Source organism: Rugosimonospora africana, from assembly GCF_016862975.1.
GTDB classification, from domain to species: Bacteria; Actinomycetota; Actinomycetes; order Mycobacteriales; family Micromonosporaceae; genus Rugosimonospora; species Rugosimonospora africana.
The window spans coordinates 152,061-165,651 of sequence record NZ_BONZ01000013.1; the positions used below are offsets into that span (position 1 = coordinate 152,061).

Below are 13,591 nucleotides of genomic sequence, written 5' to 3' on the forward strand. Positions count from 1 at the left end.
GCCGCTCCGCGCTCGGCTTCGGAGCCTGCTACCGGGAGGCGCCGTCGGGCCGGCCGAAGTAAGGCGTCACGCTCGCCTCCACCGGGCTCACCGGGGTGACGGTGAGGTCCGGCGGCTCGTCGGTGAACTGCGCGTCGACGGGTTCGGCGGCCCCGGTGACCAACCGAACCCGGACCTGGTCCGGCAGTACCGAGACGGCCAGCGCGGCCAGCAGCAGGGCGAGCGCGCCGAAGGCGAAGAACGTACCGGGGTTGACCGTGGTGGACGCGGCCAGGACGGTGTCCGGCACGTTCGTGAGCGTCGACCGGAACGACGATGTGCCCCCGGTGTAGGTGGTGGTCGGCAGGAGCGTGTTGAAGGAGTGCACCATGCCGACCACGACGACGACCATGCCGGCCAGTACCCCCAACCCGAGGCCGGTCGCCAGCCTGCGCTGCGCCGGCCGGGCCAGCAGCGCGGCGCCGACGAACGCGAACAGCAGCAGCGCGCCGAGGTGGTAGACGAGCGTGCTGCCGCTGGCGATCTGGCCGAGCCCGACCGTGTACGGGTCGGGATGCAAGGTGCTGGGCGGCAGGGCGACGCTGAACCGCCCGCTGCCGCTGTCGAAGCCGCTGATGCTCCCCACATCGACAGTGCTCGCGCCGTCGACGGCGCCGCGCAGGGTGGCCCACGGCAGCAGTTCCGCGGCCACCAGTGCGACGAAGGCGAGTACGGCGAGCACGATGGCCATCCGCCGTCCGCCGGTCAGCGCCGCCATGGCCCGAATGCGAGGAGCACGCTCCGACCGCGTATCGGAGTTGCCCCACTCCAGGGTGTCCACGGCCGCATCATGACACGGCCAGCTCAATGGGCCGAACACTCTTCACGGATCTTTGCCCGAACCGCGAACCGGAGCCGCAACGGTGGACGACGCCGTCGAGTACGTCTCCGGGTGCCACCCAATCGTCGCGACCCACGCGCCGGTCGGCTAGGTTCGAGACCATGCCGACTCGTACCTCAACTGCCCACTGGCAGGGCTCGCTCAAGGAGGGCTCGGGCGAGATGCGCCTGGCCTCCGGGGCGTACCAAGGCTCGTTCTCCTACCTGTCCCGCTTCGAATCCGGTGAGGGCACCAACCCGGAGGAGCTGATCGCGGCCGCGCACGCCGGCTGCTTCTCGATGGCCCTGTCCAACATCCTGGGCAAGGCCGGCGTCACGCCGAACTCGATCGAGACCAACGCCACCATCCACCTCGACATGCCGGCCGGCATCACGAAGATCGAGCTGTCCACCGTCGGCGACGTGCCCGGCCTGGACGAGGCCGACTTCGTGAAGTACGCCGAGGAGGCCAAGGCCAACTGCCCGGTCTCGAAGGCGCTCGCCGCCATCGAGATCACGCTGTCCGCCAAGCTCGGCTGAGCATGCCGGTCCAGATGGACCGGGAGCGGTTCGAGGAGTTGGTCGGTGACGCGCTCGACGCGGTACCGGCTCAGCTCCTCGAACTGCTCAACAACGTGGTGATCCTGGTCGAGGACGATCCGCCGCCGGACGATCCGGACCTGCTCGGCGTCTACGAGGGGTACGCGCTGACCAGCCGCGGCTGGGACTACTCGGGCGTACTGCCCGACCGGATCATCATCTACCGCAACCCCATCCTGAGCATCTGCGACGACGAGGCGACCGTCGTCGAGGAGGTCTCGGTGACCGTGGTGCACGAGATCGCGCACCACTTCGGCATCGACGACGATCGGCTGCACGCGCTCGGCTGGGGCTGACCCCGTCCCGCGTCCGCCCCTATAGGGCCGGCCTTCTGCCGCGCGCCCGAGCCGGAACCGGCGGCCTTCCGTCGCGCGCCCGAGCCTGAGCCGGCGCCCTTCTGCCAGGCGCCCGAGCCGGGTCAGGCCAGTTCGCCTGCCCGAATCCGGGCCAGCCAGGCCGCCGAGTCCGCGTAGTCCGCGTCCGCCGCCGCGACCGCGGACGACGCCGGGCCGTAGTGCGCCTGGGCACGAGGGTACGAGCCGATGAACCGCACGTCCGCGCAGATGCGCCGCAGCCCCTGGAGGGCCTCGCCGACCCGGGCCTCGGCGACGTGACCGGAGCAGTCCAGGAAGAACACGTACCGGCCCAGCCGCTCTCCGGTCGGGTACGACTCGATGCGGGTCAGGTTGACGCCCCGGACGGCAAACTCCATCAGCACTGCCAGCAGCGCCCCGACCCGGTCGTGCGAGATGTACACCGCCAGCGACGTGACGTCGTCGCCGGTCGGCGGGGGCGGCGGGCCCGGCCGGGCGACCAGCGCGAACCGGGTCACCGCGTCCGGATGATCGGCGATCTTGTCGGCCAGCACGGTCAGCCCCACCCGGCCCGCGCCGACCGGTACGCAGATCGCCGCGTCGTGCTCACCGGCGGACACGCTGATCGCGGCCGCCGCGTTGGACAGCACCTCCACCACGGTGGCGTCCGGAACGTGGCCGCGCAGCCAGTGCCGGCACTGGGCGGCGGCCTGCGGGTGCGCGGCGACCGACCGGATCGAGTCGAGCCCTACCGGCCCGCGCGCCGCCAGGACGAACTCCACCGGGATCACCACCTCACGGGTGATCACCAGCGGACTGCCGTTGGCCAGCTCGTCGAGGGTCACGCCGACCTGGCCGCCGATCGAGTTCTCCACCGGGACCAGCGCCGCGTCGGCGTCGGCCGACCGCACCGCCTCCAGCGCCTCGGGCACGCTGCGGGCCGGTGTCCGGGTGCCCTTCGCCGCGGCCGGGATCGTCAGCAGCGCCTGCTCGGAGAAGGTGCCCTCGGGCCCGAGATAGATGAAGCGGGTCGGTGGTACGCCTGGCATGCCCCAAAGACTAACGGGATCAGGCCGGTGGCACGCCGAGCCCACACTGCGCGACCGAGAGGATGCCGGCCGGAGCCTGAGCGGACACCTGGGTGCTGCAGACGTTGGTACCGGCGGTCACCAGCGTCAGCGCCCCCGGCTGGCCCTGGGTCACCACCTGCAGCGGCTCCCGCCCGCTGACCGTGAAGACGGTGTACTGCCAGCTGCCCGCGCACATCGGAGCGACCTTTACCGTCAGCTTCGCGTTGCCGCTGACCAGTCCGGCCGCGCGCACCTTCGTCGCCACCTGGTCGGCGGACGGGTGGCCGGCACAGCTGACCGCGGTGGTCTCGCCGAAGCTCGCGCTCGGCCGCCCCGAGGCGGGTGGCGGGGGAGGCGGCGGAGGAAGGTCCGGCGACGCAGAATCCGACGGCGCGGGGGACGGCGAGGCGGTCGCCGGACCCAGGCTCGGGGCGACGTACGGCTCCGGCGCCCGCGAACAGGCGGCAAGGCAGCAGGCGACCGCGACGATGGTCAATGCGCGGCAGGCCGTGGGGGTGGTACGGCGGGTCATCGCGAACCCTTCTCGACCGGTCTGGCTCGGCACGTCTAACGCCGCGCAACGACCCAGACCAATCGCCGAGCCCGGTGAGGGACGCGACCTATCGTAGGTGGATCAGCTCGCGATCCGGTGTCCGGCCGCACCCAGTGCGGTGACGGCCTCGGCCAGCCGGACCGCCGGCACCAGAAGGTAGTCCGTGTCGTACGTGGAGAACGCGAAGACATTGACCCGGGCCTCGGCCAGCGGGCCGGTCAGCGAGGCGAGGATGCCGGTGAGGGTCAGGTCGACCAGTCCGGCCACCCGCAGGCATCGCCACGGCGTCTCCACGGTCGCCTCGGCCGGCGCCTGATCCCGGGGACAGATCACTGAGACCTCGTCGGGTGTCCAGGTCACCGAGACGACTCCGGCCCCCGGATCGAGCCCGGCCGGAAGCGCGGTACCCGCGGGGAGGCGACAGATCGCGTAGTCGCCCGGCAATACCTGGAGATCCGGCATCCCGCGACTGTACGCAATCGATCGTTTACGCGGTACTCCAGTCCCAGATCGTCGGATCGGGCGGCCGGCCCAGGTCCTGCGCGAAGTCAGATTCGCGAGAAGAACGTGAGCGACCCGACCGGCTTGTCGCCTTCCAAGATCGGGGTCGCCACCGCGTCGATCGTGTGCACCTCGGTCTCGGTCTGGACCCGCAGCAGCCCCCGGGCCAGCCGGCCGGAGGAGTAGGCAAGCCTGGGCGGCACCTTCTCCAGATCGCCCTCCGGCAACGGCACCGGCGGGGAGGTGAAGTCGACCAGCGGGATCACCGACAGCCGCTGGCCGATCGCCGACTCCTCGTCGGGGAAGCCCAGCAGCCGGGACGCCGCGGGTGAAACCGCCACGATCTCGAACACGCCGTCGAGCACGAGGCAGGGCTCAGCGGCCCCCGCCACGGCACGGGCCCACCGACTCAGGGAACCTTCCGGCTCGGGCGGGGCGTCCCGGTCCGGGCCGGCCAACGGTTCGGAGACGGAGAGTTCGACATGAGCCACGGCACCTCCTCAACGCTGCGCACCAACACCATAACCCTGGGTTCCAACGGGCGCCGCCCGCGCCCGAGGAACACCGGGCCAACTGTCCATAGTGGACAATATGGCATCGGTCAAGGATGGCACCCCGCAGACGTTACCGCCCGCTGCCCGTCTTGTCAGTGGCCGTCGATCCCGCGTACCACTTGTACGACTCGACCTGAGCCCGCTGTTCCGGAGTCGCCCAGGTCACCGGGTGCCGCGCGATCGAGTACAGCTTGCTGACCGTACTGGGCGCGATCCGCTCGCCGTACGCGCCGAGCAGGTAGTCCAGCTCCCGGTACGAGGTGACCACGCAGCCCTTCGGCAATCCGTGCACGTCGATCACTCCGGTGCCGGACAGCGCCACCACCGGGGTCACCGGAACCATGCTGCCCGCCGTCCGGGACATCGCCTTGCCGGCCTGATCAGCGAGCTTGCGTGCCTCGGGGATGTAGGTCAGGCGCCGGCCGTCGATCTGGACGACGTCTCCGGCCAGCCGCACCCGGGTGCGGCCATGCTCTTTCACTGTGACCAAGAACACACCTCCCGGCCCAATGGTGAGGAAGGTGTTCTTCGCCGGCAGACCCAACTCGGCGATGTCGATCACCTTCCACTGCACGCCCAACCGCGACATCCTGGTCACCGCGCGCTCGCGAACCGCCTCGGCGCGCCGGGCGTCCCGCTCGTTACGACGGCGCCGCGCCCACTCCAACGGAGTCGGGCGCGGCGCTTGGAGCAGGGAGTTCTGGTTGTTGCGATCCGTCGGCATCAAGCCTGGTGGGCGGCCGGCGTCAAGAAATCCGGTCATCGGAAACCTCCGAGGGGGGTTCGATGCAGTTGTCCTTGTCACTACGTTACGTGCTCGATCGGGTACTCAAACAGTCTGAGTCCACGGAGTGAGCGAGAGTGAGCGGGGATGAATCTGACATTCACGTCCCCGCGCTGGTCCTAGGCTGTCGCCGTGGTCCACTATGCGGACAGCGAGGTCGGCCGGCTGCGTACCGTCGTGCTCCATCGTCCCGGCCGGGAGCTCCTACGTCTCACCCCACGCAACAATGGCTCACTTCTGTTCGACGGTATCCCCTGGGTCGGCAGAGCGCAGGAGGAGCATGACATCTTCGCCGGGCTGCTGCGCGACCGAGGCGTCGAGGTGCTGTACCTCGCCGATCTGCTCACCGAGGCGCTCGCCGTACCGGAAGCCAGGCATGAGCTGTCCGCCGGTGTACTGGCGGACATCCGCCTCGGCGAGACCCTGCGCCGCGAGGTCGGCGACTATCTCGGGTACCTCGACCCGGCCGGGCTGGCCCGCGTGCTGATCGGCGGGCTGGCGCACGAGGAACTGCGTACCGGCTCCGGCCTGGTGTACGCGATGCTCGACCCGCACGACTTCGTCATCGACCCGCTGCCGAACCTGCTGTTCACCCGGGACTCCTCGGTGTGGATCGGCGACCAGGCCGCGGTGACCAGCCTCGCCATGCCGGCCCGGCGCCGGGAGAGCACGCTGACCGGAGCGATCTACCGGTACCACCCGCGGTTCGCCGGTACCCGCCTGCTCTACAAGCCCGGCATGGAGCACCTGGAGGGCGGGGACGTGCTGCTCCTCGCCCCGGGCGTGATCGCGGTCGGGGTCGGTGAACGGACCACCCCGGCGGGCGCCGAGCGCCTGGCCCGGCGGGTCTTCGCGGCCGGGCTGGCGCACACCGTCCTGGCCGTACCCGTGCACCAGCAGCGCGCCACGATGCACCTGGACACGGTGTGCACCATGGTCGACGTCGACGCCGTGGTGATGTACCCGAACCTGGCCGAAGACCTGATCGCCTACCGGGTCACCGGTGGCGGCGACGACCCGCGCGTCCACGGCCCCCAGCCGTTCCTGGACGCCGCCGCCGAGGCGATGGGCATCGATCAGCTACGGGTCATCGACACCGGGCTCGACCCGGTGACGGCCGAGCGCGAGCAGTGGGACGACGGCAACAACACGCTGGCCGTCGCCCCCCGAGTCTGTCTCGCGTACGCCCGGAACCGGGAGACGAACGCGCAGCTCGAACGCGCCGGGATCGAGGTGATCCGGATCCCGGCCTCGGAGCTGGTCTCCGGCCGGGGCGGTCCGAGGTGCATGTCGTGCCCGGTGAGCCGGGACCCGGTGGGGGCGCCGGGCTGACCGACGCCGGATGGCTCAGCGCAGGGTGATCTGGCGGCCGAGCAACCCCTGACGGGCCCGGCGCTGCTCTCCGGTGAGCGGATCGGACGCGGCGACCGCCTCCGCGTACCGCTTCGTGAAGTCGGCCAGCGGTGCCTCCCACTCGCCGGCGTCCGGCTCCCGGGGCAGGTCCCAGACCGGTACCAGCAGGCCGTGCGCGCGGAACATGCCGGCGAACTTCGTACCGTCGCCGAGCAGCAGCAACCCCTCCGCCGACAGCCGCGCCAGGGCGTCCATCGCGGAGTCCTCGTCCTCGGAGAGCACCCAGCGCACGTGAGACTTCTCCGGCACCCGGCACCAGTAGGCGGCGTGGGCGGCGGACATCCGTACGGTCGGGTAGATCGAGGCGTTGGCCCGGTCGAGCGAGGCGGCCACGTTAGGGTCCTCGTCCGCGCCCTCATCCAGCCAGTACCCGAAGCCGTCGTGCACGGTGATGTCCAGCGGCCCGTCGTCGAGCACGTCCTGCAGGCGCGGCCCCTCGTCGGGCAGGGCCGGGATCGACACCTGCTCGCCCGGCTCGGTCTCCAGCGCGCGCAGCAGCGCCACCGACAGGTCCCGGGACACGTCGCCGGACTGCACGTGCCGCTGGAGCCCGATGAGGACCCGGCCGTCCGGCTTGGTCATGGCCGGCAGCGCCATCGGCAGCACCGTGGACAGCGTGACCGGACGGTCGCCGTACTGCTCCACGAGCGACGCGGACAGCTTCAGTGGCGCGGACGCGGCGGGGACCAGCTCGCGCAGCGCGATCCACTCCGGCTCATCGGCCAGGCCCTGGAACGGACGGGGGACGAAGACGTCACGCAGCTTCTGCCGCTTGGGCTCGCCAGTGCGCTGGGACGCGGTGCGGGAGGACTTCCGACGCTTGCTCACGGGCGTTCAGCTTAGACACCCGCGGACGGCTCCGGTGTGCGGTGCGGGAAACTGAGTTCGGCCCAGACGCTCTGGCCGAGCCCGTCGCGCTCGACACCCCACCGGTCGGCCAGGGCATCGACGATGGTCAGGCCCCGTCCGTCCACCGAATCCGGGCCGACGATCCGCTGGCGCGGCTCCTCGGTGGCGCCGCCGTCGGTCACCCGGACCTCCAGCAGCTGGTGGCTGACACCGGCCCGGATCCGCCAGGCCACCCGGATCACATCGCCGGGCAGCGGGCGGGCGTGCCGGATCGCGTTGCCGACCAGTTCGGCGACCACGGCGACGGCGTCGGCCAGGAGCTCAGAGCTGATCGCGCCGGCGAGTTCGCCGGCGATCCGGTGCCGAGCCTGCCGCGCCCCCCGGGCATGGTGCGGCACGACGACGCACCATGCGCGCTCCGCTACCGCCGTCACCACGCTTTAGCCTCCCCCGGACCCTGATCCGCACGTGGTAGCCGTACTTCTGCGACCGTACCTCCCAGTTCGCGGGGACGTAAGGACACCCATCCGTTTTGTCGCTCGACGAGCCGCCTGACGAGGTACAACCCGAGGCCCACGCCCCCGTACCGACGGTGATTACCCGACTCCGCCTGCCAGAATCTATCGAAGGCCCGCTCAACGTGTTCGGGGGACAGTCCGATGCCCCGGTCCGAGACCCGGAAGCCCACAGAGCGGGTTTCTGCCAGCGTGGACAGTTCGACCGGGCTGTCCGGGTCGGCGTACTTGACCGCGTTGGTGACCAGCTCGGACAGCACCGTCGCGACCGTGGCGCGCTCACCCAGCGCTTTCGGCAGGGCGTCCGGGATGTCGACCTGGACCGTTGTCCGAATCTCGACAGGCAGCTCGGCGACCGCGTCGCGGAGCGCTTCTCCGAGGTCGAACGGCAGGCCGGCGGCGGGACCGCCGAGCGCGGAGCCGTCCCCGACCGCGGAGAGAAGCCGCTCCACCAGGCGGGCCAGCTCCCCGGAACGCTGGCCGAGCCGCTCCGCCGCGTCGCGTCGCGCCGCCTCGGGCAGGTCGTCCCAGTGGTCGGCCAGGGTGTCCGCGTACCCCTTGATCACCGTCACCGGCGTGCGCAGCTCGTGGCTGGTGACCGTGACGAACAGATCCCGGGCCTGCTCGCGGCGGTGAGCCTGAGTCACATCGCGCAGGGTGACCAGCCGGTCGCCGGTGCCCGGCAGGTCGGTGGCCAGGACCTGCAACCAGCGCCCGTCCGGCAGGCGCTGGTCGAGCACCTGCCCGTGGGTCGGCACTCGGACCGGCAGCGGGCGACCCAGGGCGGTGGCCGCCGGGCGGCCGGTCACTGTGGCCGCCGCGTCGTTCCAGGATCGGACGGTCCCGTCCGCGTTGACCACCGCGATCGCGTCGGCCGGCATGGCCGTCACCGGTTCGCCGCCGTAGACCGGCAGCCCCTGACCGTCCAGGTAGAGGTGCCCGAGCAGCGAGGCGGACAGCGCCATCGCGTTGCGCTGGACAGCGGTGGCCGGCCCCTCGCCGGAGAAGTAGGTGTGCAGCGTGCCGACCACCCGGCGGCTCAATTCGATCTTCGCGGCCAGCATGTGGCGCACGCCGGCGTCCTTCATGTGCTCGGCCAGCTCGACGGGCATCTCGTCGAGGCCGACCTCGATGAGGCTGTCCGACGACATGAGCCGGACGATCATCGGATGCGCGGGGTCGACGTGACGGCCCAGCCCCCAGACCGACACACCGCTTCCGGCGATCACCCGACCGCCGACGGAGCTGTATTCGGCGAAGCCGGCACCCTCGGCACCCGCGGCGGCCTGGGTGAACTCCACCATCCGCTGCACCGCCGTCAGGCCGGGCGTCCCCGCGTTGACCATGTCGGCGAGCGCGGTCAGCTCGGCGAAAAGCCCCTCCATGTCCGACGCCACGGTTGAAGTCTGCACAATCGAACCGCCGAGGGGAACCCATCGGAGCCCCTCGAATGGGACTGGGGGCTACCGGGATTCCCTCGTCAGCGGCCCAGCCGGTCGAGTACGAACCTGGGTCGGTCGGAAATGATCCCGTCGGCGCCCAGCGCGAGCACCAGGTCCACGTCCGCGGCCGTGTTCACGGTCCACACGTACAGCCGGTTGCCCTGGTTGTGCAGCCGCTCGGCCAACCGGGGATGGTTGCGCAGCAGCCGGACCCCGGGGCCGGCGATCCCGATCCCGGACGGCAGCCGACCGTCCCGGAGCCAGGGCGGCAGCAACTCCATCAGCAGCACCGTGGGCAGCTCCGGCGCCAGTTGCCGGAGCCGGCGCAGCGCACCGGGCGAGAACGACATGACGGTCACCTGTACCGGTCCCGGCCCGGGACGCTCCAGCCCGTACCGGCGCAGTACGGCGACCAGCCGCTCCTCCACGGCGTGCCCGAACCGGGTCGGGTGTTTCGTCTCGATCAGCAGCCGGATCGGCCGGCCGGCGCCCAGCGCGGCATCGAGGAGCCGCTCCAGGGTCAGCACGCTGGCGTGCGCCTCACGCCCGCCGGGCCGGTCCAGGATCAGGTCGTCGGCGCTGTCCGGCCACTGCGGGTGCCACGACCCGAAGTCCAGCCGGTTCAACTCGGCCAGCGTGTGCGCGCTGACCACACCCCGGCCGTTGCTGGTGCGCTCCAGCCGGCGGTCGTGCAGGCAGACCAGGTGACCGTCCCTGGTCAGCCGGACGTCGCACTCCAGCCCGTCGGCGCCCTCGTCGACGGCCCGCAGGTAGGCGCCCAACGTGTGCTCGGGCAGGGCCTCGGACGAGCCCCGGTGCGCGAAGACCAAGCGGCCCTGTCCGTTCACGGGAGGAAGCCGTTCTACAAGATGACCGGGTCGCCGCCGTCCTCGCTGACCAGCGGGCGCGACGCCGCGGCCCAACCGAACATGCCGTCGGTCAGGTTGCGGACGTTGTCGTACCCCTGCGCGAGAAGAAACCGCACCACCTCGGCCGAACGGTGCCCGGAGCGGCAGACGATCACCACGTCGCCCTCCCTCGGTACCTCCGCCAGCCGCTCGGGTAGCTGCATCATCGGCAGGTGTACCGCCTCCGGGGCATGCCCGGCGCGCCACTCGTCGTCCTCACGCACGTCGATGAGGTAGGCGTCGGCGGGAAGTTGCGTGCAACTCACGTCAGGGATGCGCATTTGGGCAGCCTAAATCGCGTTCACCCAACTGGGGTTGGCCGCCACCCAATCTTCGAGTGTGTCTGAGGCAATCGCCTGGTAAAGCGAAGTGGCTTCGTCCTCGGCCACCACGTAGCTGACTCCGCCGATCATCTGCGGCTCGGAGGGCAGCTTGATGCCGACCAGCGAACCCGCGTTGATGCCCTTGAGCCCGAAGACGAGGTTCGCCAGCGGTACCCCGTTGGTGTCGACGGTCAGCGCGCTGCCCACCGCCCGGATCAGCTGGTCCAGCTTGATCGGGTTGGTGGCGATGCCCTGGTCGATCGCCTCCTGGAAGATGGCCTTGAGGAACTGCTGCTGGTGGCGCTGCCGGTCGTAGTCGCCTTCGGGGAGCAGTTCGCGCTGGCGGACGTAGTCCAGCGCCTGCCAGGGGGCCATGTGCTGGCAGCCGACCTGGTACGTGACTTTGGTGTGGATGGACTTCGTCTTCTCGTCCACGCACAGGTTCACGCCGCCGAGCAGCTTGACGGCGTTCTGGAAGCCGTCGAAGTTGATGATCGCGGCACCGTCGAACTTGATGTTGATCAGCTGGTTGAGCGTCTTGGAAAGCAGCTGGAAGCCGCCGACGCCACCGCCGCCGTAGTTGAACGCCGCGTTGATCTTCTGGCGGCCACCCTCGAACCCGGTCGCCGGATCGGCGGGGATCCGCACCCGCAGGTCCCGGGGGATCGAGATGAGGTACGCCCGGTCGAGGCTCGCCGGGATGTGGACCAGGATGATCGTGTCCGACCGCTGGCCGTTGCTCGGATCGGTGTCCCGGGCGTCCGAACCGAGCAGCAGGAAGTTCAGCGGGCCGGTGACGGCCGGGCCGATGAACGGTGCCGTGAGCCCGCCGTCGTCGGTCGGCTGCACCCGGGCGCCAGGGTCGATGAGGATCGCCTTGTGTACCGACTTGTCGTACCTGCCGGCGAGGTAATGCAGTCCGGCCACGGTACCGGCGGACAGCAGCACGAGGACGGCCCCGACCGACACGAGAACCTTGGCCCACAGCGGCCTACGGCGGCGAACGGCGACCGGCGCGACCGGCGCGACGGGATCGGGACCGAGATCGGTGCCGGCGGAGGCCGGGCCGGCGGAGTCCGCGTCGTTGGAGTCCGCGTCGGCGGAGTCCGGATCGGCGGGATCCGGGGCCGCGGGATCGGGGGCGGTCTCGACGGCGGGATCCGGGGCGGTCGCCGGCTCGCCCACCGGGGCGGTATCGCTCGAGCTCCGCTGGGACGGGATGTGCGGGCCGCGGACGGAGTCGTCCTGCTTCAGGTCCAGCGCCGCGGCACCCGTGGCCTCACCGGCGGCGGCCGGCCTGGTCGCCTCGGCCGGGGCGGCGGGTGGCTGCTCGACCGGCGCCTGTGGCTCGATCGGCGGCGTTACGTCGGAACGACCGGTGGTGGACGTGGTTCCTCCAGGAGCGCCGCGGCCGAAAAGGTTCCTCAACTGTACGAACAGCCTTCACGAATCGCGACCCCGTACGGCGGCGGATCAACTCCGTCAGCCGCACGTATCCGCGCACGGCTGTCCGGACGACCCACAGTCGTCCGGAAGATGCCGCATTCTTCGGAGGGAGCCGGTCAGCTCGCCGCGACCCAGTCCGGGTGGAGCTGGACGAAGCTGGATACCGAGTCGGTCACGACGGACTGGAGCAGCTGCATGCTGGTGTCGTCGAGTGTCTGGACACTCTGACCGTTGATCATCTGGGTGCTGAACTGACCGCCGTTGGTCTTGATGGTCAGCAGGTCGTTCGCGCCGATGTTCCGCATAGCGAAGATCCAGTCCTCGATCGACACACCGCCGGTGTCGACGGTCATCGCCTTGCCGACCGTGTCGAGAACCTTGGTCAGCTTGGCCGGGTTCGTCAGCGTGCCGCTGCTCAGGATCTCCTTGAAGACCGCCTTGATGAACTGCTGCTGGTGACGCTGGCGGCCGTAGTCGCCGTCCTGGTTCTCGAGCAGGTCGCGCTGGCGCACGTAGTCCAGCGCCTGCCACGGAGACAGGTGATGGGTGCCCTTGGTGTACGTCTCCGGCGTCACGCCGGGGACCGCGCGGCCGACCGTGCCGTCGGAGTTGACGTGGAACGGCTCCTCTTCCTTGCCGCTCTTCGTGAAGCCGACGTGGATCGACCTTGTGGTCTCGTCGACGTACATCGTCACGCCGCCGAGGACCTGCACCACCTGCTGGAAGCCGGTGAAGTCGACGATCGCACCGGCGTCGAACTTGATGTCCGACATGCCGGGCAGTGTCTGGATCGTCTTCTCCAGGAGCTCGAAACCGTGCTGCCGGGCCGCGTTGCCGGTCAGGCCCCGGCCACCGAACGCGAACGCCGCGTTGATCTTGTCGTGACCGCCGTCGTACTTCTGTTTCCCGTTGTCGTACTCCGGGATCTCCACGTACGTGTCACGCGGGATCGAGATCATGTAGCCCTGATCGTGGCTGGCCGGAATGTGCAGGATGATGATCGAGTCCGAGCGGACCAGCTCGTTCGGGTCCTGATTCGGCCGGGAGTCGACACCGACCAGCAGGATGTTCTTCGGCCCGTTGACCGAGGCGTGAGACCGGTCGGCACCGGCCGAACCGAGCAGGTTCTGCTGGGTCACGCTCTTCGTCGCCGCGGCGAGCAGCGCCTTGGTGCCGAAGATGGCCACGCCGCTGGTCAGCATGAGCAGCGCCCCGAACACGACAAAGAGCTTCGCCCAGAGCGGGTCCCGACGCTTGCCGCCCTTCTTCGGGCGCCGGTTGCCGCCGCGCTGGCGGGGCGGTCCGCCGCCGCCCGGGCGGCCACCGGAACGCCGGCTACCGGACGACCGGTCATCGTCGGACGGGTCGAAGGCCGCGCTGGAGGCGTATTGCACTACCGGCTCCTGTCGCGAGAAACATTCGAGAACAACATGCACTGTACGTATGGGTCACGACAGATGC

Annotated in this window: 16 protein-coding genes; 3 read left to right on the forward strand and 13 right to left on the reverse strand. The window is 70.4% G+C overall.

From position 1 onward, the window contains the following. Positions 1–28: 28 nt before the first annotated feature. Positions 29–820, reverse strand: a complete 792-nt coding sequence (locus Raf01_RS06420; protein WP_203916790.1) for a hypothetical protein — start codon at positions 818–820, stop codon at positions 29–31. A gap of 161 nt (positions 821–981) precedes the next feature. Here Raf01_RS06420 and Raf01_RS06425 point away from each other — a divergent pair, with 161 nt between their 5' ends. After that, the gene (locus Raf01_RS06425) at positions 982–1,398 is read left to right on the forward strand and encodes an OsmC family protein (protein ID WP_203916791.1); all 417 of its coding nucleotides are present in this window, start codon (positions 982–984) and stop codon (positions 1,396–1,398) included. 2 nt (positions 1,399–1,400) lie between these two features. Further along, positions 1,401–1,754 (forward strand): metallopeptidase family protein, encoded by a 354-nt coding sequence (locus Raf01_RS06430; protein ID WP_203916792.1) that lies wholly within the window; start codon positions 1,401–1,403, stop codon positions 1,752–1,754. 122 nt (positions 1,755–1,876) lie between these two features. Here Raf01_RS06430 and pheA read toward each other — a convergent pair whose 3' ends face one another. The 5 genes from pheA to Raf01_RS06455 form a co-directional block, all read right to left on the reverse strand. Next, entirely contained in the window at positions 1,877–2,821 is a 945-nt protein-coding gene (gene pheA / locus Raf01_RS06435) for a prephenate dehydratase (protein WP_203916793.1), read from the reverse strand. 19 nt (positions 2,822–2,840) lie between these two features. After that, complete coding sequence (locus tag Raf01_RS06440) at positions 2,841–3,374, reverse strand: hypothetical protein (protein ID WP_203916794.1); 534 nt, start codon at positions 3,372–3,374, stop codon at positions 2,841–2,843. Positions 3,375–3,476: 102 nt separating this feature from the next. Next, a complete protein-coding gene (locus Raf01_RS06445) occupies positions 3,477–3,857 on the reverse strand; it encodes an ACT domain-containing protein (RefSeq protein WP_203916795.1) in 381 nt (126 codons plus the stop codon). A gap of 86 nt (positions 3,858–3,943) precedes the next feature. Next, on the reverse strand, positions 3,944–4,387 hold the full coding sequence (locus tag Raf01_RS06450; RefSeq protein WP_203916796.1) for a PAS domain-containing protein: 444 nt from the start codon (positions 4,385–4,387) through the stop codon (positions 3,944–3,946). A gap of 133 nt (positions 4,388–4,520) precedes the next feature. After that, positions 4,521–5,213, reverse strand: coding sequence for a hypothetical protein (locus Raf01_RS06455; RefSeq protein ID WP_239133416.1), 693 nt, complete (start codon positions 5,211–5,213; stop codon positions 4,521–4,523). 153 nt (positions 5,214–5,366) lie between these two features. On the opposite strand from Raf01_RS06455, the gene Raf01_RS06460 reads away from it, so the two are divergent. Next, positions 5,367–6,566: an arginine deiminase gene (locus tag Raf01_RS06460; protein WP_203916797.1), complete on the forward strand. Its 1,200-nt coding sequence runs from the start codon at positions 5,367–5,369 to the stop codon at positions 6,564–6,566. Positions 6,567–6,581: 15 nt separating this feature from the next. On the opposite strand, the gene Raf01_RS06465 is transcribed toward Raf01_RS06460, so the two are convergent. From Raf01_RS06465 to Raf01_RS06495, 7 genes are all read right to left on the reverse strand, one after another. Next, entirely contained in the window at positions 6,582–7,475 is an 894-nt protein-coding gene (locus Raf01_RS06465) for a DUF5926 family protein (RefSeq protein WP_203916798.1), read from the reverse strand. Between the two features lie 11 nt (positions 7,476–7,486). Then, on the reverse strand, positions 7,487–7,933 hold the full coding sequence (locus Raf01_RS06470) for an ATP-binding protein (protein WP_203916799.1): 447 nt from the start codon (positions 7,931–7,933) through the stop codon (positions 7,487–7,489). Continuing rightward, the gene (locus Raf01_RS06475; RefSeq protein ID WP_203917075.1) at positions 7,927–9,396 is read right to left on the reverse strand and encodes a PAS domain-containing sensor histidine kinase; all 1,470 of its coding nucleotides are present in this window, start codon (positions 9,394–9,396) and stop codon (positions 7,927–7,929) included. The genes Raf01_RS06470 and Raf01_RS06475 overlap by 7 nt, the downstream gene beginning before the upstream one ends. Before the next feature lie 95 nt (positions 9,397–9,491). Next, positions 9,492–10,301 carry a glycerophosphodiester phosphodiesterase gene (locus Raf01_RS06480; RefSeq protein ID WP_203916800.1) on the reverse strand — a complete coding sequence of 270 codons (810 nt, stop codon included), beginning with the start codon at positions 10,299–10,301 and terminating at the stop codon, positions 9,492–9,494. Positions 10,302–10,315: 14 nt separating this feature from the next. Beyond that, positions 10,316–10,642 (reverse strand): rhodanese-like domain-containing protein, encoded by a 327-nt coding sequence (locus Raf01_RS06485; RefSeq protein ID WP_203916801.1) that lies wholly within the window; start codon positions 10,640–10,642, stop codon positions 10,316–10,318. 9 nt (positions 10,643–10,651) lie between these two features. Then, complete coding sequence (locus Raf01_RS06490; RefSeq protein WP_239133417.1) at positions 10,652–12,112, reverse strand: LCP family protein; 1,461 nt, start codon at positions 12,110–12,112, stop codon at positions 10,652–10,654. Positions 12,113–12,246: 134 nt separating this feature from the next. Then, a complete protein-coding gene (locus Raf01_RS06495; protein WP_239133418.1) occupies positions 12,247–13,524 on the reverse strand; it encodes an LCP family protein in 1,278 nt (425 codons plus the stop codon). Positions 13,525–13,591: the final 67 nt, after the last annotated feature.